The sequence below is a fragment of the Gordonia sp. PS3 genome (assembly GCF_041950545.1).
GTDB lineage: Bacteria > Actinomycetota > Actinomycetes > Mycobacteriales > Mycobacteriaceae > Gordonia > Gordonia sihwensis.
In genome coordinates, this window is record NZ_CP169524.1 from 2,583,577 (window position 1) to 2,602,343 (window position 18,767).

20 protein-coding genes are annotated in these 18,767 nt (G+C 69.5%); 11 read left to right on the forward strand and 9 right to left on the reverse strand.

Going from position 1 to position 18,767, the window contains the following annotated elements:
* Positions 1 to 24 precede the first annotated feature (24 nt).
* From ACE11G_RS11920 to ACE11G_RS11935, 4 genes are all read left to right on the forward strand, one after another.
* Positions 25 to 1,305 carry a magnesium transporter MgtE N-terminal domain-containing protein gene (locus ACE11G_RS11920; RefSeq protein ID WP_006896446.1) on the forward strand — a complete coding sequence of 427 codons (1,281 nt, stop codon included), beginning with the start codon at positions 25 to 27 and terminating at the stop codon, positions 1,303 to 1,305.
* Positions 1,302 to 1,811: a DUF1003 domain-containing protein gene (locus tag ACE11G_RS11925; protein WP_006896447.1), complete on the forward strand. Its 510-nt coding sequence runs from the start codon at positions 1,302 to 1,304 to the stop codon at positions 1,809 to 1,811. The genes ACE11G_RS11920 and ACE11G_RS11925 overlap by 4 nt, the downstream gene beginning before the upstream one ends.
* A 118-nt stretch (positions 1,812 to 1,929) precedes the next feature.
* Entirely contained in the window at positions 1,930 to 3,069 is a 1,140-nt protein-coding gene (locus tag ACE11G_RS11930; protein WP_222111040.1) for a lytic transglycosylase domain-containing protein, read from the forward strand.
* Positions 3,070 to 3,111: 42 nt separating this feature from the next.
* Positions 3,112 to 4,254, forward strand: a complete 1,143-nt coding sequence (locus ACE11G_RS11935; RefSeq protein ID WP_222111039.1) for an Mrp/NBP35 family ATP-binding protein — start codon at positions 3,112 to 3,114, stop codon at positions 4,252 to 4,254.
* Positions 4,255 to 4,278: 24 nt separating this feature from the next.
* On the opposite strand, the gene tatB is transcribed toward ACE11G_RS11935, so the two are convergent.
* From tatB to sigE, 4 genes are all read right to left on the reverse strand, one after another.
* Complete coding sequence (tatB, locus tag ACE11G_RS11940) at positions 4,279 to 4,707, reverse strand: Sec-independent protein translocase protein TatB (protein WP_375002288.1); 429 nt, start codon at positions 4,705 to 4,707, stop codon at positions 4,279 to 4,281.
* A gap of 41 nt (positions 4,708 to 4,748) precedes the next feature.
* On the reverse strand, positions 4,749 to 6,206 hold the full coding sequence (locus ACE11G_RS11945; RefSeq protein WP_375002290.1) for a trypsin-like peptidase domain-containing protein: 1,458 nt from the start codon (positions 6,204 to 6,206) through the stop codon (positions 4,749 to 4,751).
* A gap of 3 nt (positions 6,207 to 6,209) precedes the next feature.
* Positions 6,210 to 6,587 (reverse strand): zf-HC2 domain-containing protein, encoded by a 378-nt coding sequence (locus tag ACE11G_RS11950; protein ID WP_006896452.1) that lies wholly within the window; start codon positions 6,585 to 6,587, stop codon positions 6,210 to 6,212.
* A gap of 79 nt (positions 6,588 to 6,666) precedes the next feature.
* Entirely contained in the window at positions 6,667 to 7,290 is a 624-nt protein-coding gene (gene sigE / locus ACE11G_RS11955) for an RNA polymerase sigma factor SigE (protein WP_006896453.1), read from the reverse strand.
* A 220-nt stretch (positions 7,291 to 7,510) separates the two neighbouring features.
* Here sigE and ACE11G_RS11960 point away from each other — a divergent pair, with 220 nt between their 5' ends.
* Positions 7,511 to 8,152, forward strand: a complete 642-nt coding sequence (locus tag ACE11G_RS11960; protein ID WP_006896454.1) for an O-methyltransferase — start codon at positions 7,511 to 7,513, stop codon at positions 8,150 to 8,152.
* Between the two features lie 24 nt (positions 8,153 to 8,176).
* On the opposite strand, the gene ACE11G_RS11965 is transcribed toward ACE11G_RS11960, so the two are convergent.
* Genes ACE11G_RS11965 through rfbD form a run of 3 tightly spaced genes read right to left on the reverse strand, consistent with a single transcriptional unit; the run spans position 8,177 to position 11,088 of the window.
* Complete coding sequence (locus tag ACE11G_RS11965; RefSeq protein ID WP_006896455.1) at positions 8,177 to 9,250, reverse strand: sugar phosphate nucleotidyltransferase; 1,074 nt, start codon at positions 9,248 to 9,250, stop codon at positions 8,177 to 8,179.
* Positions 9,251 to 9,288: 38 nt separating this feature from the next.
* Entirely contained in the window at positions 9,289 to 10,170 is an 882-nt protein-coding gene (locus ACE11G_RS11970; RefSeq protein ID WP_006896456.1) for a glycosyltransferase family 2 protein, read from the reverse strand.
* Between the two features lie 9 nt (positions 10,171 to 10,179).
* Entirely contained in the window at positions 10,180 to 11,088 is a 909-nt protein-coding gene (rfbD, locus tag ACE11G_RS11975; RefSeq protein ID WP_062367548.1) for a dTDP-4-dehydrorhamnose reductase, read from the reverse strand.
* A gap of 168 nt (positions 11,089 to 11,256) precedes the next feature.
* On the opposite strand from rfbD, the gene ACE11G_RS11980 reads away from it, so the two are divergent.
* Together ACE11G_RS11980 and ACE11G_RS11985 are read left to right on the forward strand one after the other, a co-directional pair.
* Entirely contained in the window at positions 11,257 to 13,017 is a 1,761-nt protein-coding gene (locus ACE11G_RS11980) for an LCP family protein (protein WP_375002295.1), read from the forward strand.
* 44 nt (positions 13,018 to 13,061) lie between these two features.
* Positions 13,062 to 13,757 carry a TIGR03089 family protein gene (locus ACE11G_RS11985; protein WP_045538614.1) on the forward strand — a complete coding sequence of 232 codons (696 nt, stop codon included), beginning with the start codon at positions 13,062 to 13,064 and terminating at the stop codon, positions 13,755 to 13,757.
* 87 nt (positions 13,758 to 13,844) lie between these two features.
* Here the strand turns inward: ACE11G_RS11985 and ACE11G_RS11990 are convergent, their stop codons facing one another.
* A complete protein-coding gene (locus ACE11G_RS11990; RefSeq protein ID WP_006896460.1) occupies positions 13,845 to 15,014 on the reverse strand; it encodes an acyl-CoA dehydrogenase in 1,170 nt (389 codons plus the stop codon).
* A gap of 68 nt (positions 15,015 to 15,082) precedes the next feature.
* Positions 15,083 to 15,790, reverse strand: a complete 708-nt coding sequence (locus tag ACE11G_RS11995; RefSeq protein WP_006896461.1) for a TetR/AcrR family transcriptional regulator — start codon at positions 15,788 to 15,790, stop codon at positions 15,083 to 15,085.
* Positions 15,791 to 15,868: 78 nt separating this feature from the next.
* Between ACE11G_RS11995 and ACE11G_RS12000 the strand changes: the two genes are divergently transcribed.
* Genes ACE11G_RS12000 through ACE11G_RS12015 form a run of 4 tightly spaced genes read left to right on the forward strand, consistent with a single transcriptional unit; the run spans position 15,869 to position 18,767 of the window.
* Entirely contained in the window at positions 15,869 to 16,243 is a 375-nt protein-coding gene (locus ACE11G_RS12000) for a nitroreductase family deazaflavin-dependent oxidoreductase (RefSeq protein ID WP_006896462.1), read from the forward strand.
* The gene (locus ACE11G_RS12005; protein WP_375002299.1) at positions 16,240 to 17,058 is read left to right on the forward strand and encodes a dienelactone hydrolase family protein; all 819 of its coding nucleotides are present in this window, start codon (positions 16,240 to 16,242) and stop codon (positions 17,056 to 17,058) included. The genes ACE11G_RS12000 and ACE11G_RS12005 overlap by 4 nt, the downstream gene beginning before the upstream one ends.
* Positions 17,055 to 17,753, forward strand: a complete 699-nt coding sequence (locus tag ACE11G_RS12010) for a GNAT family N-acetyltransferase (RefSeq protein ID WP_006896464.1) — start codon at positions 17,055 to 17,057, stop codon at positions 17,751 to 17,753. The genes ACE11G_RS12005 and ACE11G_RS12010 overlap by 4 nt, the downstream gene beginning before the upstream one ends.
* Positions 17,754 to 17,756: 3 nt before the next feature.
* Positions 17,757 to 18,767, forward strand: coding sequence for a nitronate monooxygenase family protein (locus ACE11G_RS12015; RefSeq protein WP_045538619.1), 1,011 nt, complete (start codon positions 17,757 to 17,759; stop codon positions 18,765 to 18,767).

The following is an 18,767-nucleotide window of genomic DNA, read 5'->3' on the forward strand; positions in this document are numbered from 1 at the left end:
CTCGGCTCACTTTAGGCTTGACGTATGACGCCCGCCCTCAAGGTCTTCGTCGCCAGACTAGTCGGCCTCGCCGTTCTCGGCCCTGATGGTGAATCAATCGGTCGGGTCCGGGACGTCGTGATCTCCATGCACATGCCGGGCAAACAGCCGCGCGCGCTCGGGCTCGCCGTCGAACTCACCACGCGCAGACGCATTTTCGTGCCGATGCTGCGTGTGACGAGCATCGAGCCCGACGCCGTCACCCTGACCACCGGACATGTGAATCTGCGACGCTTGCGGGTGCGCCCGAACGAGGCGTTGGCGGTGGGTCAGATCCTCGACACCCGGGTCCGCACCGACGATCCGGACTACCCCGAACTGCACGATGTGGACCTGACGGTGGTGGATCTGGCGATCGAGCAGAACCGCAGCCGCGACTGGATGGTCAGCCGCGTGGCGCTGCGCACCACCCGCAAGGGCCTGCGCAGGCGCGGCGAGACGATCGTCGTGCAGTGGCGCCACGTCCGCGGCATGAACCGTCTCGAACTCTCTCGCCCGGGACAGGGCGTGGAGATGGCCCTGGCGCAGTTCGAGGACATGCGCGCGCCCGACGTCGCCAACGCGCTTCGCGAACTGCCGGTGAAGCGGCGCGACGAGATCGCCGCGGCGCTCGACAACGAGCGTCTCGCGGACGTGCTGCAGGAGATGCCCACCGACGATCAGACCGCGATCCTCGGCAGCATGGAGCCCGACCGCGCCGCCGACGTCCTCGAAGCGATGGACCCCGACGACGTCGCCGACCTGATGGGTGAACTGCCCCAGGCCGAGGCCGAGGCGTTCCTGTCCCGGATGGACCCGGAGGACTCCGAATCCGTCCGGCGGCTGCTGCTGCACTCCCCCGACACCGCCGGCGGCGTCATGACGCCGGAACCCCTGATCGTCACCGCGAACGCGACGGTGTCCGAGGCACTGGCCCGGGTGCGCGACCCGGACGTGAACTCGGCGGCCGCGAGCATGGTCTTCGTCGTCCGCCCGCCGACCAACACCCCCACCGGGAAGTTCCTCGGCGCGGTGCACACGCAGGCACTGCTCCGAGAGCCGCCGGCCAATCTGGTGGGCGGCATCCTCGACAAGGAGATGCCGCGACTGCTCCCCGACGACTCGCTGGAGAAGATGACCCGGTTCTTCGCCACCTACAATCTGGTCTGCGCACCGGTGATCGACGAAGCCGATCACCTCCTCGGCGCCGTCGTCGTCGACGACCTCCTCGATGCCCTGCTCCCGCGCGACTGGCGCGAGACCGACCCCGAAGGGACCGCTCCATGAGTCCTTCCGGACGCCATCTCGACACTCCGAGCCCTCGTCGCAGCCGGTTCAACGTCAATCTCGACTCCGACGTGGTGGGCGTGTACTCCGAGCGGATCGCCCGCTTCCTCGGCACCGGCCGGTACCTGCTGATCCAGACCGTGATCGTGGTGATCTGGGTGCTTCTCAACGTGGGCCTGTTCGCCTTCGAATGGGATCCGTACCCGTTCATCCTCCTCAATCTGGCCTTCTCCACTCAGGCCGCGTACGCCGCGCCGCTGATCCTGCTGGCACAGAACCGCCAGGAGAACCGGGACCGTGTCTCGCTCGAGGAGGACCGCGCCCGCGCCGCCCAGACCAAGGACGACACCGAGTTCCTGGCCCGTGAACTCGCCGCCGTGCGGCTCGCGGTCGGCGATACCGTCACCCGCGACTACCTGCGCCGCGAACTCGACGATCTGGTCGACGAACTGGTGGAACGGATTTCGGCACGCGCGGGCAAGGGTGAAGAACCGGATCCGACATGACCGGAGGAAACGCTGCATGTATGCTGGCTCACAGTCGTCGGGGGGATGATCGCAGACTCCCCCTGATTCGACGTGAACGACACGCCGAATGCAGTGAGAGTCGATGAGGACCAATGGGATGACTTTCTGGCGCAGCCGCCCGAACCGGATTCACGTGCCGCGCCGCGGCCTGGCGGTCGGGACCACCGCGGCCGCACTCGGCGCGCTGGTGCTCGGCGGAACGGTGTCGAGTGTCGCGGCCGATCCGGTGTCCTCGGTCCAGCCGGGACCCTCGATCGATCTCGCGGGTGCCCAGAGCGCGGTGGCCGCCCGCGCGGTCGCGGAGACCGTGCCCTCCGGCAGCAGCCAACTCGTCGGATTCGCTCCCCCGGCCGACCCCACGGCCGCCGGCGGCGGCGACCCGCAGTTCCGGCTCGCCGCCGACCTTCCCGCAGGTCCCCTCGGCATTCCCGGGATGGTCCTCAAGGCGTACAAGCTCGCCGCCACCCGGGTGGCCGCCGAGTCGCCGCAGTGCAAGCTGCCCTGGTTCCTTCTCGCCGGCATCGGACGCATCGAGTCCGGCCACGCGGGCAACGGGAACGTCGACGCGTACGGCAACACCCTGACCAAGATCCGCGGCCCGGTACTCGACGGCTCGCTCGCCGGAAACGCCGTCATCCACGACTCCGACGGCGGCAGGCTCGACGGCGACGGCGGGCACGACCGCGCGATGGGTCCGATGCAGTTCATCCCGAGCACGTGGGCGGCCTGGGGCGCCGACGCCAACGGCGACGGCAAGGCCGACCCGGACAACATCTTCGACGCCACCTATTCGGCCGGACGCTACCTGTGCGCCGGTTTCACCGACATCATGGCCGGCCAGAACAAGGTGAACGCGGTCCTGCGCTACAACCACTCGATGGCCTATGTGAACAACGTGCTCGCATGGGCGGCCGCGTACTCGACCGGCGTGATGCCGACCACACCCATCCCGGAGATGTCGGCGACTCCGGACGACAAGGACAAAGACAAGAAGGACAAGGACCGCGACAAGAAGAACGGGGACCGCGACAAGAAGCCCGGCGAGTCCACCCGGCCGTCCACCCCGAAATCGTCCACGCCGCCGAGTAAGCCGTCACCGAGCAAGCCTCCGCAGGCCTGCCTCGGCATCATCTGCCTGCCGCCCGGCATCGGTCCGGCCCCGGCGCCCGCCCCCAAGCCCTCGCCCAAGAAGCCGGCGCCGGCTCCCGCCGGCCCGGCGAAGACCGCCGACCGCTGAGGCGAGAAGCCGAGTCCGTCTCGGCAGCGATATGGTTGAGGTGTGACCACTCCCGCCACACCCACTGAGTCCGCCGTCCGTTCCGCACTGAGCAAAGTGATGGACCCGGAGATCGGCAAGCCGATCACCGACCTCGGCATGGTCAAGTCCGTCGCGGTCGCCGCCGACGGCAGTGTCGACGTCGGGGTGTACCTGACCACGGCGGGCTGCCCGATGCGCACCAAGATCTCCGACAACGTCGAGACGGCCGTCGCCGATGTGCCCGGTGTGGGCGCCGTGCGCGTCGAACTGGACGTGATGGACGACGAACAGCGCACCGAACTCCGCAAGAAGCTGCGCGGCGACCGTGCCGAGCCGGAGATCCCGTTCGCCAAGCCGGGCAATCTCACCAGGGTGTACGCGATCGCCTCCGGCAAGGGCGGTGTGGGCAAGTCGAGTGTCACCGTGAACCTGGCGACCGCACTCGCCGACCGCGGTCTGTCCGTCGGCGTCCTGGACGCCGACATCTACGGTCACAGTGTTCCGCGCATGCTCGGCAGCGACGCGAAGCCCACCCAGGTGGAGTCGATGATCATGCCGCCGCAGAGTCACGGCGTGAAGTTCATCTCGATCGGCCAGTTCACCGACGGCAACACGCCGGTCACGTGGCGCGGCCCCATGCTCCACCGGGCGCTGCAGCAGTTCCTCGCCGACGTCTACTGGGGCGATCTGGACGTTCTGCTCCTGGATCTGCCGCCGGGCACGGGCGATGTCGCGATCTCGATCGCCCAACTCATTCCGGGTGCGGAGATCCTGGTGGTGACCACCCCGCAGCAGGCCGCCGCAGAGGTCGCCGAACGCGCGGGCGCGATCGCCCTGCAGACCCGGCAGAAGATCCTCGGCGTGGTCGAGAACATGTCCTGGATGCAGCTCCCGGACGGCACGCGGATGGAGCCCTTCGGCTCGGGCGGCGGCGAGTTGGTGGCGCAGCGGCTCACCCGCGCCGTGGGATCTCCCGTCGAACTGCTCGGGCAGGTCCCGCTGGAACAGGAACTCCGCGAAGGCGGCGACGTGGGCACTCCCGTGGTGCTCTCGGCACCCGAATCCGCCTCCGGCTCGGCGCTGCGCGCCATCGCCGACAAGCTGGCCGTCCGCCGGCGCGGGCTCGCCGGCATGAGCCTCGGAATCGACACCACCCGGCACTGACCCGCCGGGACCCGACCGGTCCGGCTAGGTCGCGTCCCAGTCGGTCACGTCGTACTTGCGGGCAGGAGGTGCGGGCGGCTGCGGCGATTCGCGCGACACCTGCCGCTCCCCGTCCGGCTTCGCCGGCGGCCGACTCACGTCGAGGGTCTCACGCACCGACTTGCCCAGATCGTCGATCGTCGACGAGTCACCGTCGAAGATGTGCTTGGTGACGATGCTCTTCGGGCTCATCTGGCGGAGTTCGTTGAGCTGAGTGAGCGGCTCACGGAGTTGATCGAAATCGGGCCCGAGTTCGTCGCGCAGCTGCGAACTCGCCCCCGTCGCATAGTCGCGCACCTTGCGTACCGCGCCCATCGCCCAGCTGACCGCGCCCGGCAGACGTTCGGGGCCGAGGATGATGAGCGCTGCGGCCAACAGAATGAGGAGTTCACCCCAACCGACACTGCTGAACATGATTCCTCGCCGCTCTCTGGACTGGTCCGACGCTTCCGGCGCTAATCGCTGACCGGGGTGAGCTCGCCGTCGAAGTATCGACCGTCGCGCCAATACGTGAACTTCACCTGCTCACCGATTTTCGACGTCCGCACCGCGACGGTCAACTCGTCCGCGCTCTCGATCGGGCGCCCGTTGAACTTGGTGATCACGTCGCCCTCGCGCAGACCGGCCTGGGCCGCCGGACTGCCCCCGGCGACGTCCTTGATCTGCGCACCGAAGATGCGGTCGTTACGGACGGTGGCGGCGGTGATGCCGACCGACGGGTGCTTCACCTTTCCGTCCGCGATCAGGGTGTTCGCGATCGGGATGACCTCATTGATCGGAATCGCGAAGCCGAGACCGATGGACCCGCCGCCGGTCATCGCGCCGGCCGTGTTGACGCCGATCACCTGGCCGTCGTCGTTGAGCAGCGGCCCGCCCGAGTTGCCCGGGTTGATGGCCGCATCGGTCTGGATGGCGTTGATCACAGCGTCGGTATCGGAGTCGGCGTCCGGCCTCAGCGGCACCGGCCGATCGAGTGCGCTGATGATGCCGCTGGTGACCGTCTTGTCCAGCCCGAGCGGCGAACCGAAGGCGATCACCTCCTGACCGATCTGAAGGTCGGCGGAGTCGCCGAGCTTGGAGACCGTCAGATTCGCGACGTCGTCCACTTTGATGACGGCCAGATCGGTCTTCACGTCACGTCCGACGAGCCGCGCGGGCACGCGCTGACGATCGGAGAAGACGACTTCGAGCTTGGCTTTGGAGTCGTTGGCGGCCTTGGAGATCACGTGGTTGTTCGTGACGATGTACCCGGCCTTGTCGACGATGAATCCCGAACCCGAGCCGCCGTCGACCGCGGTGCGGACCTCGATGGTGACCACCGATCGCTGAACGGCCTTGGCGACCCGCTCCACATTGGTGCCGCCGGTCGCGGAGTCGGGGCTGTCGCCCTCGAGGTGAACGGTGTCGGCGTGCAGCGGCGTGACGACCTCTGCGGTCCATCGTCCGACGAGCCCGCCGAAGAGTCCGACGAGCAGTGCGAGCAGTCCGAGAGTCGCCAGAGCCCACCAGTGCACCCGGCCGCCGAACAGCAGCTCGCGTATCCCCAGTAGCGGCCCCTTCTCCCTCGGCGACGACTCCGGGTCGACGCCGACAGCCGGTGCGGACAGGTGCGCGGCACTGTCGGGATCACGCCACGGATCCGGTTCCGGCACGTCGTCCGTGGCGGGCTGGGCGTACGGGTCGCGCTGTAGCGTCTGGGTCTCGCCCTCGGGCCGGCCGAATGCCTCCGCGAGGACCGGATCGGGCGGTGCGATCGTGGGCTGCGGGCGCTCGGCCGGTGATGCCTCGGGAGCGAACGAGCCGTCGACACCCTCCGGCCTGCCGAAGGTGGCGGCGAGGTCGGACGCCGGTTCGTTCGCGGGCAGCACCGGATCGGTCGGCCGGTCGTCGGACGAAGCAGAGCTGTCGGTCACGAGTCAGCGGCCCCAGCGGTTGGTGCGCCGATCCCTGCGGAAGTCGATCTCCTGAGTCGGGATCTGGCTGAGCTGCGCGCGGAGCGAGTCGGGCACGCTGAGGTCGGTCTGGCAGGTCTGCAGCATCGACCGCGCACGCGCCTGTGCGGCGACCTCGCGCGAGCAGTCGGGGCAGAGCGCCAGGTGAGCGTCGGCGCGCGCCGACGCCTGACGGGTGAGTTCGTCGTCGACGTAGGCGACGACCGCCTCGGGATTCAGATGCTCGGTGGACGCGAATCCGGTCGGGCGCCGGTATTCGGGGTTCGGTGCGATCGACGTCGGAAACGGCGACCACCGACTCCCGCGTGAACGTCCTGTCTGGCCCAGACCCACCGGCGTCACCCCTCTCCTCAGATGCACTCGAACTCGATTCAGAGCCACGGTCCAGCGTAGCCGACAGAACCGGAGAGGGTCGCGGAGGTCACTCTGCGGCCGCGACCGAGCGGCTGTCGGTGTGGCCGCGAGCCGCCAGGTACTGGCGGATGCCCTGGCGTCCGCGGTGGATCCGGCTGCGGACGGTGCCCATCTTGACCCCGAGCGTGGCGCCGACCTCCTCGTACGAGAGTCCCTCGATGTCGCAGAGGACCACGGCGGCGCGGAACTCCGGCGCCAGCGAGTCGAGGGCCGCCTGCAGATCGGGATCGAGGTTGGCGTCGGCGAAGGCCTGCTGCGGGTCCGGGGTGTCGGTGGGGATCCGGTCGTAGTCCTGCTCCAGCGCCTCCATGCGGATCTTGGCGCGGCGTCGGACCATGTCGAGGAACAGATTCGTCGTGATGCGGTGCAGCCAGCCCTCGAAGGTGCCGGGCTTGTAGTTGGTCAGCGACCGGAACACCCGGATGAAGGTCTCCTGGGTGAGGTCCTCGGCGTCGTGCTGATTTCCGGAGAGGCGGTACGCCAGCCGGTACACCCGGTCCGCGTGCTCTGACACCAACTCGTCCCACGAGGGCATCAGATCTCGATCGCCGGTCGCGTCGAAGCCCGCGGTTCCGCGGAACGCTCCGGTGGTGGTGTCGGGGTCTGCTTTGCCGATCATCGGGACGGTCATCGTGTAGGTGCCAGTTCCTTTCCTCGCTCCGGGCCTGTCAGGGCTATTCTCCCCGATCAACGCGCCCGGCGCGATCGATATTCCGGACCATTGCGCTCTACCCTGTCGCACCTGAATGTGGTGCCCCTATAACTGTCCTGAGGGTTTGATAAGGAAGACCGGGCCCGCAGACGGCGTGCCCGCAACCGCAGGTCAACGACCGTATGGCACCCTCGATGTCATGAGTGACACAGCGGCCGCGGCCGCAAGCCTGAGCGAGTACGCCGAAGCCGCGATCATCGAGGACGAGGCCCTGATCGAAGCCCGCATGCGCGCCGAGGAGCTCGGCGCCACGGCGATCTCCCCCGCCACCGGAGCGCTGCTGTCGCTGCTGGCCCGGGTCGCCGGGTCGACGCACGTGGTCGAGATCGGCACCGGAGTCGGCGTCAGCGGGCTCTGGCTGCTGGCGGGCATGCCCGAGAATGGCGTCCTGACCACGATCGATCCCGAGCCCGAGCATCACCGGGCCGCCCGCGAGACCTTCGCCGACGCGCACATCGGTCCCGGCCGCACCCGGCTCATCAACGGCGCGCCGACCGACGTGCTCACCCGGCTCGCCGACGAGACATACGATCTCGTCTTCGTCGACGGAGCACCGCTGAGCTATCCCCTGTTCGTCACCGAGGCGATCCGCATTCTCCGGCCGGGCGGACTGGTCGTCGTGAACAACGCCTCGGCCGACGGCACGATCGCCGACCGTGAGGCCGACGATCCGCGGACCCTGGCCGCGCGCGAGGCGGCGTCGATCATCGCCGAGGACGACCGGCTGCTGCCCGCTGTGATTCCGGTGGGAACGGGTCTGCTCGCTGCCGCCAAGGCCTGAGCGGCCGGCCGATCGCGCTCGGGATCACACGTCGGTCGAGAACCGGATTCCGCTCTCGGGGATCTGCACTCCCGGCCATACGCGCGCGCCGCGCAGCAGCTCGCATCGGGCACCGACCTGTGCACCGTCGCCGATGACGGTGTCGCGCACCAGCGCATGCGCGCCGACGGTGGCGCCGAACCCGACGATGCTGCGCTCGACCACCGCTCCTGCCTCCACCGACGCGCCGTCGAAGATCACCGCGCCGTCCAGCCGTGCCCCCGACCCGACCCGCGCGCCGCGGCCGACGACGGTGCCGCCGATCAGCACGGCGTCGGACGCCACGTCGGCGCCGTCGAGCGAGAGCGACTCCCCGCAGGGCTTCGCCAGCGCGGGCGACGGCGCGATGCCGCGGACCAGGTCCGCCGAACCGCGGACGAAGTCCTCGGGAGTCCCCATGTCGCGCCAGTAGGCGTCGTCGACGTGCGCCTGAATGTGCCGTCCCTGCGCGAGCAGCGACGGGAACACCTCGCGCTCCACCGACACCGGCCGACCGGCCGGGATCTCGCCGATCACCTTGCGGTCGAAGACGTAGGTGCCCGCGTTGATCTGATTGGTCGGCGGATCCTGAGTCTTCTCCAGGAACGCCGTGACCCGCCCGTCGGCGTCGGTCGGCACGCAGCCGAAGGCGCGCGGATCACCGACCCGGACCAGGTGCAGGGTCACTTCGGCACCCGAGCGCTCGTGCGTCGACAGCACGTCGCGGATGTCGGTGCCGCCGAGGACGTCGCCGTTGAACACGAGCACCGTGTCGGCGGTCAGCTCGTCGTAGACGTTGCGGATGCCGCCGCCGGTGCCCAGCGGTTCGCTCTCCGTGACGTAGGTCAGATTCAGGCCCAGATCGGAACCGTCGCCGTAGTGGTCGGAGAAGACGTGCGCCTGGTAGGAGGTGCCGAGGACCACGTCGGTGATCCCCGCCTCCCGGATCCGCGACAGCAGGTGAGTCAGAAACGGGGTCCCCGCAGTCGGGAGCATCGGCTTGGGCGCCGACAGGGTCAGCGGCCGCAGCCGCGTGCCCTTTCCTCCGACGAGGATCAGTGCCTGAACTGATGAGGTCACAGAGTTTCCTTCCTTGTCCACACTCGTGTCGCGGCTGTTCACGCGGGCCCTCCCGTACGGCGCTGTTCACGCAGGGCCGCGGCGACAGCGATCTTCGATCGCACCGCCAGCCCGGCCCGCAACGCCAGGCGGATCGGCGCGCGCAACGGGCCGGGATTCCGGTCGGCGGTGAAACGATAGGCGCTCGCATGATGAGCCGGAATCATCTTCTCCGGATGTCTGCTGACCGAATGGCTCTTCGCGTGCATCACCGACACCGACGGCACGAAGACGTTGAGCCACCCCGACCGGCCCAGCCGGTCGCCGAGGTCGACGTCCTCCATGAACATGAAATAGCGCGAGTCGAAGCCGCCGATGGCGTCGAAGGCCGCGCGCCGCAGGAGCAGACACGAGCCCGAGAGCCAGCCGACCGGCCGTTCGGTGAGGTCGGCGTCGTCGTTGCGGTACGCAGCCGTCCAGGGGTTCGACTTCCAGACCGTGCCGAGCACCGCGTGGCCGGTGCCCGAGATCAGATCGGGGACGCGGCGCGCGGACGGGTACACGGTGCCGTCGGGCTCGGTGATCAGCGGCCCCAGACTCGCGGCCCGCGGCCAGCGGCGCGCCGCCTCGAGCAGTCCGTCGATCGCGCCCTCCGACCATTCGACGTCGGGGTTGGCCACCACCACGAACTCGATGTCCTCGTCTATCTGCGCGACTCCCCGGTTCACGGCGCCGCCGTAGCCGATGTTTCCGCCGGTGTGCACCAGGGTGACGTTGTCGTGGTCGGCCGCCGCCTGTTCCGGTGCGCCGTCGGTGGACCCGTTGTCGGCGATGATCACTTCGGGCGTCTCACGCGATGCGCGCGTCAGCGTGCGAAGGAAGTTGTGGAGGTAGTCGCCCGAGGAATAGGTCACGGTCACGACGGCGAAGCTGGCAGTCACGCGCTCAGACTAACCGAGCGTCCGGGTGCGGACCGCGATCGCATCGTGCAGGGCGAGCGTCCAGTTCCGCAGCGGTGTGAGACCCGCGGCAGCCCAACTCGCGCCGGAGAGCACCGAGTACGCGGGCCGCGGCGCGGGGCGCGGGAACTCCGCGGTGGTGCACGCCTGGACCCGGGCCGGGTCGGCACCGAGCTCGACGAACACGGCGCGGGCCAGATCGCACCAACTGGCCGTTCCGGCGTTGGTGGCGTGCAGAGTCGCGCCGTCGCGCAGATTCGGCCCGTCGCACCGTTCGGCGAGTTCCCACAGGCCGGCCGCGAGATCGCGCGCGTAGGTGGGCGATCCCACCTGATCGTCTACCACCCGCAGAGTATCGCGCTCGGCCTCCAGTCGGGCCATCGTCGCGACGAAGTCGCTGTCCGCGGACCCGCCGGTGAACACCCACGCGGTGCGCACGACGATCGTCCGCGGATCGGCCTCGCGCGCGGCGCGTTCGCCGGCGAGCTTGGTGGCGCCGTACACCGTCGGCGGCTCACCGGAGACGTCACCGGGTTCGAAGGGTCGCGGTGCGTCGCCGGAGCCCGCGTCGTCGCGGGCGAAGACGTAGTCGGTGGACAGATGGATGAGTCGCGCCCCCGACGCGCCGGTGACGGCCGCCAGATGGGCCGGACCGAGTGCATTCACCGCGTGCGCCGCCTCGCGGTCGGTCTCGGCGGCGTCCACGGCGGTGTACGCCGCGGTGTTGATCACCACATCGCCTCGCGCAAGACCACCGAACGCGTCGCGAACCGATCGCTCGTCGCGCACATCGACATCGGACGAGGTCAGCATGACCGCTTCCCGGCCGCCGCGCGTCGACGCGAGCGCCGATCCCACCTGCCCGGAGGCGCCGACGATGTACACCCGATTCGAACCCATGAGTGACCATCCTGGTGCATCCGGACCTCCGCCGGGAGCTGACGGTCGCGGGCAGTGCTGCAGATCACCGGGCCCGGCACCGGCTGCGCCTCCCCGGCAACGGCTCTCCCGATCAGTATTCTTGCGGAAGACCAGCAGCCGAGACGACCGGAAGGGACATCGCGACAGGTGGAGTCACGACGCGACGGCTCGGCAGAGCCCGAGGACACCGACGCCGGCGCCGTTTCCGGCGGCCGTGCCGGGGAGCCCTCGACGCGGCGGTCCGTGCCGACGCGCACGGGTGCGGGCACCCGGTCCCGCCGGACCTCCGAGGAGATCCACACGCGGCCCCGCCGACGCCCCCGCAGCACCGACCCCCGCAGCAAGACGGACCGGGCCGCGCGCCACGGCGCCCGGACGCGCACGCGGCCCTCCGGTCCACCGCCGGGCAGCTTCCGCGCCGCCCTCAAACTCTGGACGACCCGCCCGATCGCCGGGATCGCACCGAAGAACATCGGCCGGGCACTGATCGCCCTCGTCACCGTGATGACACTGGTCGTCACGGGGCTGGGCTGGGCGAAAGTGCGCAGCCTCAACGGGGCCGTCACGCTGCTGGGAGACCTCGGCCTCGGCGGCGGTGACGACGGCGCCATCGACATCCTCCTCGTCGGCACCGACTCCCGAGTGGATGCGAAGGGCAACCCGCTCTCGGAGCAGGAGCTCAAATGGCTGCGGGTGGGCGGCGACGTCAGCACCAGCACCGACACCATCGTCCTGGTGCGCATCCCGACCGACGGGTCCAAGGCCACCGCCATCTCGATCCCCCGCGATGCGTACGTCGACGTCCCCGGGATCGGCATGAGCAAGATCAACGCCGCCTACGGCGCCACCAAGGAGGGCGTCCGCGAGCGCGAGGTGGAGCAGGGCACCAGCGAGGAGCAGGCGGAGAAGGACGGGACCAAGGCCGGGCGCAAGGCCCTGATCGACTCCGTCGCGAATCTGACCGGCATCACCGTCGACCACTACGCGGAGGTGGGACTGCTGGGATTCGCGCTGCTCACCGATGCCGTCGGCGGAGTGGACGTGTGTCTCAAGAATGCGGTCGACGAGCCCTTCTCGGGCGCCAAGTTCCGCGCCGGCCGGCAGACGCTGAACGGTCCGAAGGCGCTCAGCTTCGTCCGGCAGCGCCACGATCTTCCTCGCGGCGACTTGGACCGGATCACGCGTCAGCAGGTGTACATGGCTTCGCTGGCGCAGAAGATCCTCTCGACGCAGACACTGACCAACGCGGGCAAGCTCGAGGAGTTGCAGGATGCCGTGTCGCGCTCGGTGATGATCGACGACGGCTGGGACGTCCTCTCGTTCGCGGAGAATCTGAAGGACCTCACCGGCGGCAACGTGAAGTTCACGACGATCCCGATCGAAGACGATCAGGCCTGGAGCGATGACGGGACGCAGAGCGTGCTGAAGGTCGACCCGCAGGCGGTCCACGCCTTCGTCGACCGGCAGCTCGGCCGCACATCGAAAGCCGGATCGGAGAATCCCCGCTCGGACTACACCGTCGACGTGGTGAACGCGGGCACCGTGGACGGTCTGGCGTCCAATGTGATGCGGCTGCTGGGCGGCCTCGGCTACCAGCAGGGCGCCACGTCGAGCAAACCGATGAACGAATTCGATTCGCTGATCTTCGCCGATTCGAAGGACAACGAGGGCGCCAAGCAACTGGTGAAGGACCTCAAGGCGGGCCCCATCGAGATCCGCGAGGACTCGTCGCTCCCCGAGGACAAGCTCCGGCTGGTGCTGACGAACACCTACAACTACGGTCTCGGTGCGGTCTCCGACACCGGCGGCGACAGCGGTTCGGACTCGGGGTCGTCGTCGGCGCCGTCGTCCAAGCGCCCGTCCCCGGTCATCAAGGCCGACGGCGACGGACCGGTCTGCGTCAACTAGCTCCGGCGGTCGCCGGAGCCGGACACGATAAGCGAGGACACTCGATGAGCCACGACACCGTCACGGGCGCGATCTTCGCGGCCGTGCCCGACCATGCGCGGCCGATGCTGACCTACTACAACGAGTCGACCGGCGAGCGCACCGAGCTCTCCGGTGCGACGCTGGGCAACTGGGCCGCCAAGATCGCGAACTACCTGCGGGACGGGCTGGGCCTGGCGCCCGGCGACCGCGTGCGGGTGGATCTGCCGGAACACTGGCAGACCGCGGCCGTTCTGCTCGGTGCGTGGTGGGCGGGCGTCGCCGTCGATCTGAGCGACGACGCGGCCGACGACCGCGCGACCTTCACCTCGCGGGAGCGGGTCGACGAGCACGACACCGACGAGGTGATCGCGGTTCCCCTGGATCCGTTCGCCATGGGTGTGCGCGACCTCCCGGTCGGCGTCGAGGACTTCGGCGAGTCGGTGCGCGCGCACGGTGACCAGTTCGTCCCGGCGGGTTCCGGGCGGGACGCCGTCGACGAGGTGACGGTGGCGCAGGTGCTCTCGGCCGCCGACGGCGGGCTCGATCCGGCCGACCGACTGCTCAGCACCCGCGGATGGCGCACTGTGACCGACGTCGTCGCGAACCTCGCCGCTCCGCTGTTGTCCGGGGCGTCTCTCGTCGTCGTCGCGGGGGACGTCGAGGACTCCCGTCTGCGGGCGATCGCCGAGACCGAGAAGGCCACCGTCGTCCGGACCTGACCGACACGAATGCGCGGGCCGACCGCCACCCGCTGACCTCTCGGTCGGGACGGCGGCCGGCCCGCGCATTCGACGGTCCGGCCGGGTTCAGCCGCGCAGCAGCGCGCGGCTCATGACGACGCGCTGGATCTGGTTGGTGCCCTCGTAGATCTGGGTGATCTTGGCATCGCGCATCATGCGCTCGACCGGGAAGTCGGTGGTGTATCCCGCACCGCCGAAGAGCTGAACGGCGTCGGTCGTGACCTCCATCGCGACATCCGACGCCAGGCACTTGGACGCCGAGCTGATGAAGCCGAGGTTGCCCTCGCCGCGCTCGGCACGAGCGGCGGCGGTGTAGACCATCAGGCGCGCGGCCTCCACCTTCATCGCCATGTCGGCGAGCATGAACTCGACGCCCTGGAACTGGCTGATGGTCTTGCCGAACTGCTTGCGGTCCTTGACGTACGCGATGGCCGCGTCGAGGGCGCCCTGCGCCACGCCGACGGCCTGCGCGCCGATGGTGGGACGGGTGTGATCCAGGGTGGCCAGAGCGGTCTTGAAGCCGGTGCCCTCGTCGCCGATGATCCGGTCGGAGGGGATGGTGCAGTTCTCGAAGTACAGCTCCGCGGTGGGGCTGCCCTTGATTCCGAGCTTGTGCTCCAGCGGGCCCACCGTGAAGCCGGGGTCGTCCTTGTGGACCATGAACGCGGAGATGCCGTTGGCGCCCTTCTCCGGGTCGGTGACCGCCATGACGGTGTACCAGGTGGACTTGCCGCCGTTGGTGATCCAGCACTTGGAGCCGTTGAGCACCCAGCTGTCGCCGTCCTTGCGGGCGCGCGTCTTCATCGAGGCGGCGTCCGATCCGGCCTCGCGCTCCGACAGTGCGTACGACGCCATGGCCTCACCCGAGGCGATCGACGGCAGCACCTTGGCCTTGAGCTCGTCCGAGCCCGACAGGATCAGGCCCATGGTGCCGAGCTTGTTGACCGCGGGGATCAGCGACGCCGAGACGTCCACGCGCGCAACCTCTTCGATCACGATGCAGGCCGCGACCGAGTCCGCACCCTGCCCGTCGAACTGCTCGGGAACGTGCACCGCGTTGAAGCCGCTGGCCACGAGTGCGGCGCGCGCCTCCTCCGGGAAGCGAGCCTTCTCGTCGACGTCCTTGGCGTGCGGTGCGATCTCCTTCTCGGCGAGCGCGCGGATGGCCTCGCGCAGCGCCTGGTGCTCCTCCGGGAGCTGGAAGAGGTCGAAATCGGGGTTCCCGAACTTGCCCATCGTTTCTCCTTAAACCGGCGCTACGAGCCCTGTCACTCAGTGCCGTGATCGTCTTCTCGATAAGTGCATCACGGCACTGGGTGCCGCGTCAATCGCCTCCGCACCGCCTCCGCGACCTCATCGGGCGTGGTCCCGGCCGGAAAGCTGACCACCGCGACCTCGGGAGCGGAGGCCGACGACGGATCGGCGTACTCACCGACCACGCCGTAGATCGCGAGCAACTCCCGCCGCAGGGTCTCGGCGGTGGCGTTCTCGTCGCCGCGGACCATCGACCGCAACAGATAGTTGTGGGCGCCGGTCACGGCGGCGGCGAAGGCCACGATCCGCACCCGCGGCACATCCGGCAGAGCGCGGCGGAGGAACTCCTCGAACTTGCGCTGATAGCGGTAGGTGGTGACCAGCTCCCGGTCGCGCAAGGCAGGCACCCGCGCCACCACCTGATAGCGCCGGACCGCGAGATCGCGGAGCGTCGCGAAGTGCGCGAAGACGAGCTCGGCCGCGGCACACACCGCCCACCAGGGATCGGTGCCCGCCTCTTCCTCGCCTCGCAGCAAGTCGGTGACCTGTTCGAGCAGGGACTCATGGTCGGCGAAGATGAGGTCCTCTTTGGACCGGAACTGCCGGAACAGGGTCCGGCGCGACACGCCGGCGGCGGCGGCGACCTCGTCGACCGGTGTGGCTTCGTAGCCGCGTTCGGAGAACAGGCGGATCGATTCCGCCACCACGTGCGCGGCGAACTCCGCGGGATCGGTGTGCACCTGGTCGGTCGTCGCCATGCCGACATTATCGCGCAGATCCCCTCGCCTCATGCCTCGGCCTCGCCGACCGCCCGTCGATACGGCAAGCTGGAGCACATGAAGGTTCCGCATGCCGTGGCGCTCGTCAACAAGTACGTGACCAATCCGATCCAAGGAGTGTGGGCGGGACGGATCGCGCCGTGGGCGATCGTCGAACACGTCGGGCGCAAGTCGAACCGCCGCTACCGCACGCCGGTCCTGGCCTTCGTCGACGCCGGCCGCATCAGCATCGCGCTGAACTACGGCGCCGACTCCGACTGGGTCAAGAACGTGCTCGCCGCCGGCGAGTTCACGCTCGTCCGCAGCGGTAGGGAGCTGAAGGTGGCCGGCGTGCGGGTGATCCCGTCCGACTCCCCCGACGTCGTGAAGTCCGCTCGGATTCCGGCCAAGCTGTCCGAATCGGTGCTCTACGGCCGCCTCGTCGAAGCATGACCGACGCACTCGACGGCTTCGACCGCGCAGAGTTCACCGACGACGGCGTCACCCACCGGTACTACCGCCGCGGATCGGGCCCGGCGGTGATCGTGATCCCCGAGATCCCCGGCATCACACCGAAGGTCGCCGCCTTCGCCCGCGGGGTCAGCGACGCGGGCTGCACGGTGTACGTCCCCTCGCTGTTCGGCGTCGACGGTGCCGATCCGTTCCCCGGCGGTGTGACCGGACCGGCCCGGACCGGTGCGCTGATGGCCCGAGCGCTCGGCCGGGTATGCGTCAGCCGCGAGTTCACCGTCTTCGCCACGGGACGGTCGTCGCCGGTGGTGTCCTGGCTGCGTGCCCTCGCGCGACGGGCCCACGCCGAGTGCGGCGGCCCCGGCGTGGGCGCCGTCGGCATGTGCGTCACCGGCGGCTTCGCACTCGCGATGGCGGTCGACGACACCATGCTGGCGCCCGTGCTGTCGCAGCCCTCGCTGCCGGTGGGCCTCACGCCCGCACGGCGCAGGACCATCGACATCTCGCCCGGCGATCTGGAGACCGTTAAGGTCCGCTGCGCGCGGGGACTGCAGGTGATGGGTGCCCGGTTCGAGGGCGACCGGCTGGTCCCGGGCAGCCGCTTCGATTTTCTGCGAGAACAGCTCGGCGACGCCTTCATCGGCGTCGACCTGCCCGACGACGCCGCTGCCCCGGACGCGTTGATTCCGCCGCACTCGGTGCTCACCGAGCACCTGATCGACCAACCCGGACAGCCGACGCACGACACGCTCGAGGCGGTCATCGCGTTCTTCCGCCGGAAGCTGGAAGTCGAATGACGGGCACCGTCGATCTGACGCCGCTCGACGATCCGTTCACCTGCGCTCTGACCGGGCGGCAGGAGCGGTTCGCCCGGCGGCGCGGCCGCATCAGTGCGTTCGAGCCGGAGGTCTCGGTGTTCTTCGGTCATCCGCGCGAGATGACCGACGCCGACTGGGTCGACATGGCAGCGCTGGCCGGACCCGGGAACACCGTCGGCCTGCGCGACTGCCGGACCCCGGCGCCCCCGGGTTGGCGGCACGTCGAGACCTTCGATCTGGTGCAGTACTCCGGTGAGGACACCGAACGGCGACCCGACCCGGAACTCGTCCGGCTCGGCCCGCCGGACGTGGCCGAGATGACCGAGCTGGTGACACTGACCAAGCCCGGGCCCTTTCTCCCGCGCACCGTCGAGATGGGCGTCTACCTCGGCTACCGGGACGGCGACGGCCGGCTGCTCGCCATGGCGGGTCAGCGGCTGCGGCTTCCCGGCTGGGTGGAGATCAGCGCGGTGTGCACCCATCCGGAGGCACGCGGACGCGGACTGGCACGCAGACTCGTCGCCGCGGTGGCTCAGGTCATCGTCGACGACGGCGACCTGCCCTTTCTGCACACGACGGCGGAGAATCCGGCGCGCAGCCTGTACGAGGCGATGGGATTCGTCCTGCGCAGCGAGGTGAGCCTGGAGATCGTCCGGGTTCCGAAAGGAGAGTGAATGATGTTCGATCTCGGTCTGCTCGGCGTTCCGATCGCGGGCGCTCCGATGGCCGGAGGCACGTCGACACCCGAACTCACTGCAGCCGTCTCCGGCGCGGGTGGTCTCGGCTTCTACGGTGGCGCCTATCTCACGCCCGAACGACTCCGTGAGGACATCCGCGCGATCGCCGCGCTGACCGACGCGCCGTTCGGCGTCAATCTGTTCGTGCCCGAGGAGATCCCGTTCGACGAAGCGGCCTTCGCCGAGTACCGCGACCGGCTCGCCCCGCTCGCCGAGCGGCTGGGCGCACCGCTGCCCGAGCACGTTCCGTTCACCGACGACCACTTCGACGCCAAGGTCCAGGTGCTGATCGACGAGCGCGTGCCCGTCGCCTCGTTCACCTTCGGCTGTCCCGACGCCGCCACGGTGGCACGACTGCACGCCGCGGAGGTCTTCGTGGTCGGGACCGTCACCTGTGTCGACGAGGCGCTGATCGCGCGAGAGTCCGGAGTGGACGCGCTCTGCGCCCAGGGCGTGTCGGCGGGCGGACACCGCGGCACGTTCGGCATCCTCGACGCCGACCCGGGCATCGACACGCTGCCCCTCCTCACCGGCGTTGCTGACGCAGCGGGCCTGCCGGTGATCGCTGCGGGCGGCGTCGCCTCCCGCGACGACGTGATCGCACTGCTCGAGGCGGGCGCCGCCGCCGTGCAGGTGGGGACGCTTCTGCTCCGCTGCCCCGAGGCCGGCACCAAACAGGCGCACCGGGACGCCCTCGCCGACCCGCGCTTCACCGAGACCGTCACCACCCGGGCGTACTCGGGCCGCTTGGCGCGTGGCCTGGTGAACGAGTTCATCGCCGCCTACAGTGATGCGGCACCGCCGGTGTATCCCCAGGTCAACACTCTCACCGGCGGTATACGCCGGGCCGGTTCCACCGACCCGGACGTCATCAATCTCTGGGCCGGGACCGGCTTCCGGGCTGCTCAGGCGGTCCCGGCGGCCGACGTGGTGGCCGCATTGAGCCCGTAG

Excerpts from the sequence above, each read along its gene's own strand:
- ACE11G_RS11920 (WP_006896446.1), top strand. The coding sequence starts at position 25 with ATGACGCCCGCCCTCAAGGTCTTCGTCGCCAGACTAGTCGGCCTCGCC.
- ACE11G_RS11925 (WP_006896447.1), top strand. The coding sequence starts at position 1,302 with ATGAGTCCTTCCGGACGCCATCTCGACACTCCGAGCCCTCGTCGCAGC.
- ACE11G_RS11930 (WP_222111040.1), top strand. The coding sequence starts at position 1,930 with ATGACTTTCTGGCGCAGCCGCCCGAACCGGATTCACGTGCCGCGCCGC.
- tatB (WP_375002288.1), bottom strand. The coding sequence starts at position 4,707 with ATGTTCAGCAGTGTCGGTTGGGGTGAACTCCTCATTCTGTTGGCCGCA.
- sigE (WP_006896453.1), bottom strand. The coding sequence starts at position 7,290 with ATGACCGTCCCGATGATCGGCAAAGCAGACCCCGACACCACCACCGGA.
- ACE11G_RS11960 (WP_006896454.1), top strand. The coding sequence starts at position 7,511 with ATGAGTGACACAGCGGCCGCGGCCGCAAGCCTGAGCGAGTACGCCGAA.
- rfbD (WP_062367548.1), bottom strand. The coding sequence starts at position 11,088 with ATGGGTTCGAATCGGGTGTACATCGTCGGCGCCTCCGGGCAGGTGGGA.
- ACE11G_RS11985 (WP_045538614.1), top strand. The coding sequence starts at position 13,062 with ATGAGCCACGACACCGTCACGGGCGCGATCTTCGCGGCCGTGCCCGAC.
- ACE11G_RS11990 (WP_006896460.1), bottom strand. The coding sequence starts at position 15,014 with ATGGGCAAGTTCGGGAACCCCGATTTCGACCTCTTCCAGCTCCCGGAG.
- ACE11G_RS11995 (WP_006896461.1), bottom strand. The coding sequence starts at position 15,790 with ATGGCGACGACCGACCAGGTGCACACCGATCCCGCGGAGTTCGCCGCG.
- ACE11G_RS12000 (WP_006896462.1), top strand. The coding sequence starts at position 15,869 with ATGAAGGTTCCGCATGCCGTGGCGCTCGTCAACAAGTACGTGACCAAT.
- ACE11G_RS12005 (WP_375002299.1), top strand. The coding sequence starts at position 16,240 with ATGACCGACGCACTCGACGGCTTCGACCGCGCAGAGTTCACCGACGAC.
- ACE11G_RS12010 (WP_006896464.1), top strand. The coding sequence starts at position 17,055 with ATGACGGGCACCGTCGATCTGACGCCGCTCGACGATCCGTTCACCTGC.
- ACE11G_RS12015 (WP_045538619.1), top strand. The coding sequence starts at position 17,757 with ATGTTCGATCTCGGTCTGCTCGGCGTTCCGATCGCGGGCGCTCCGATG.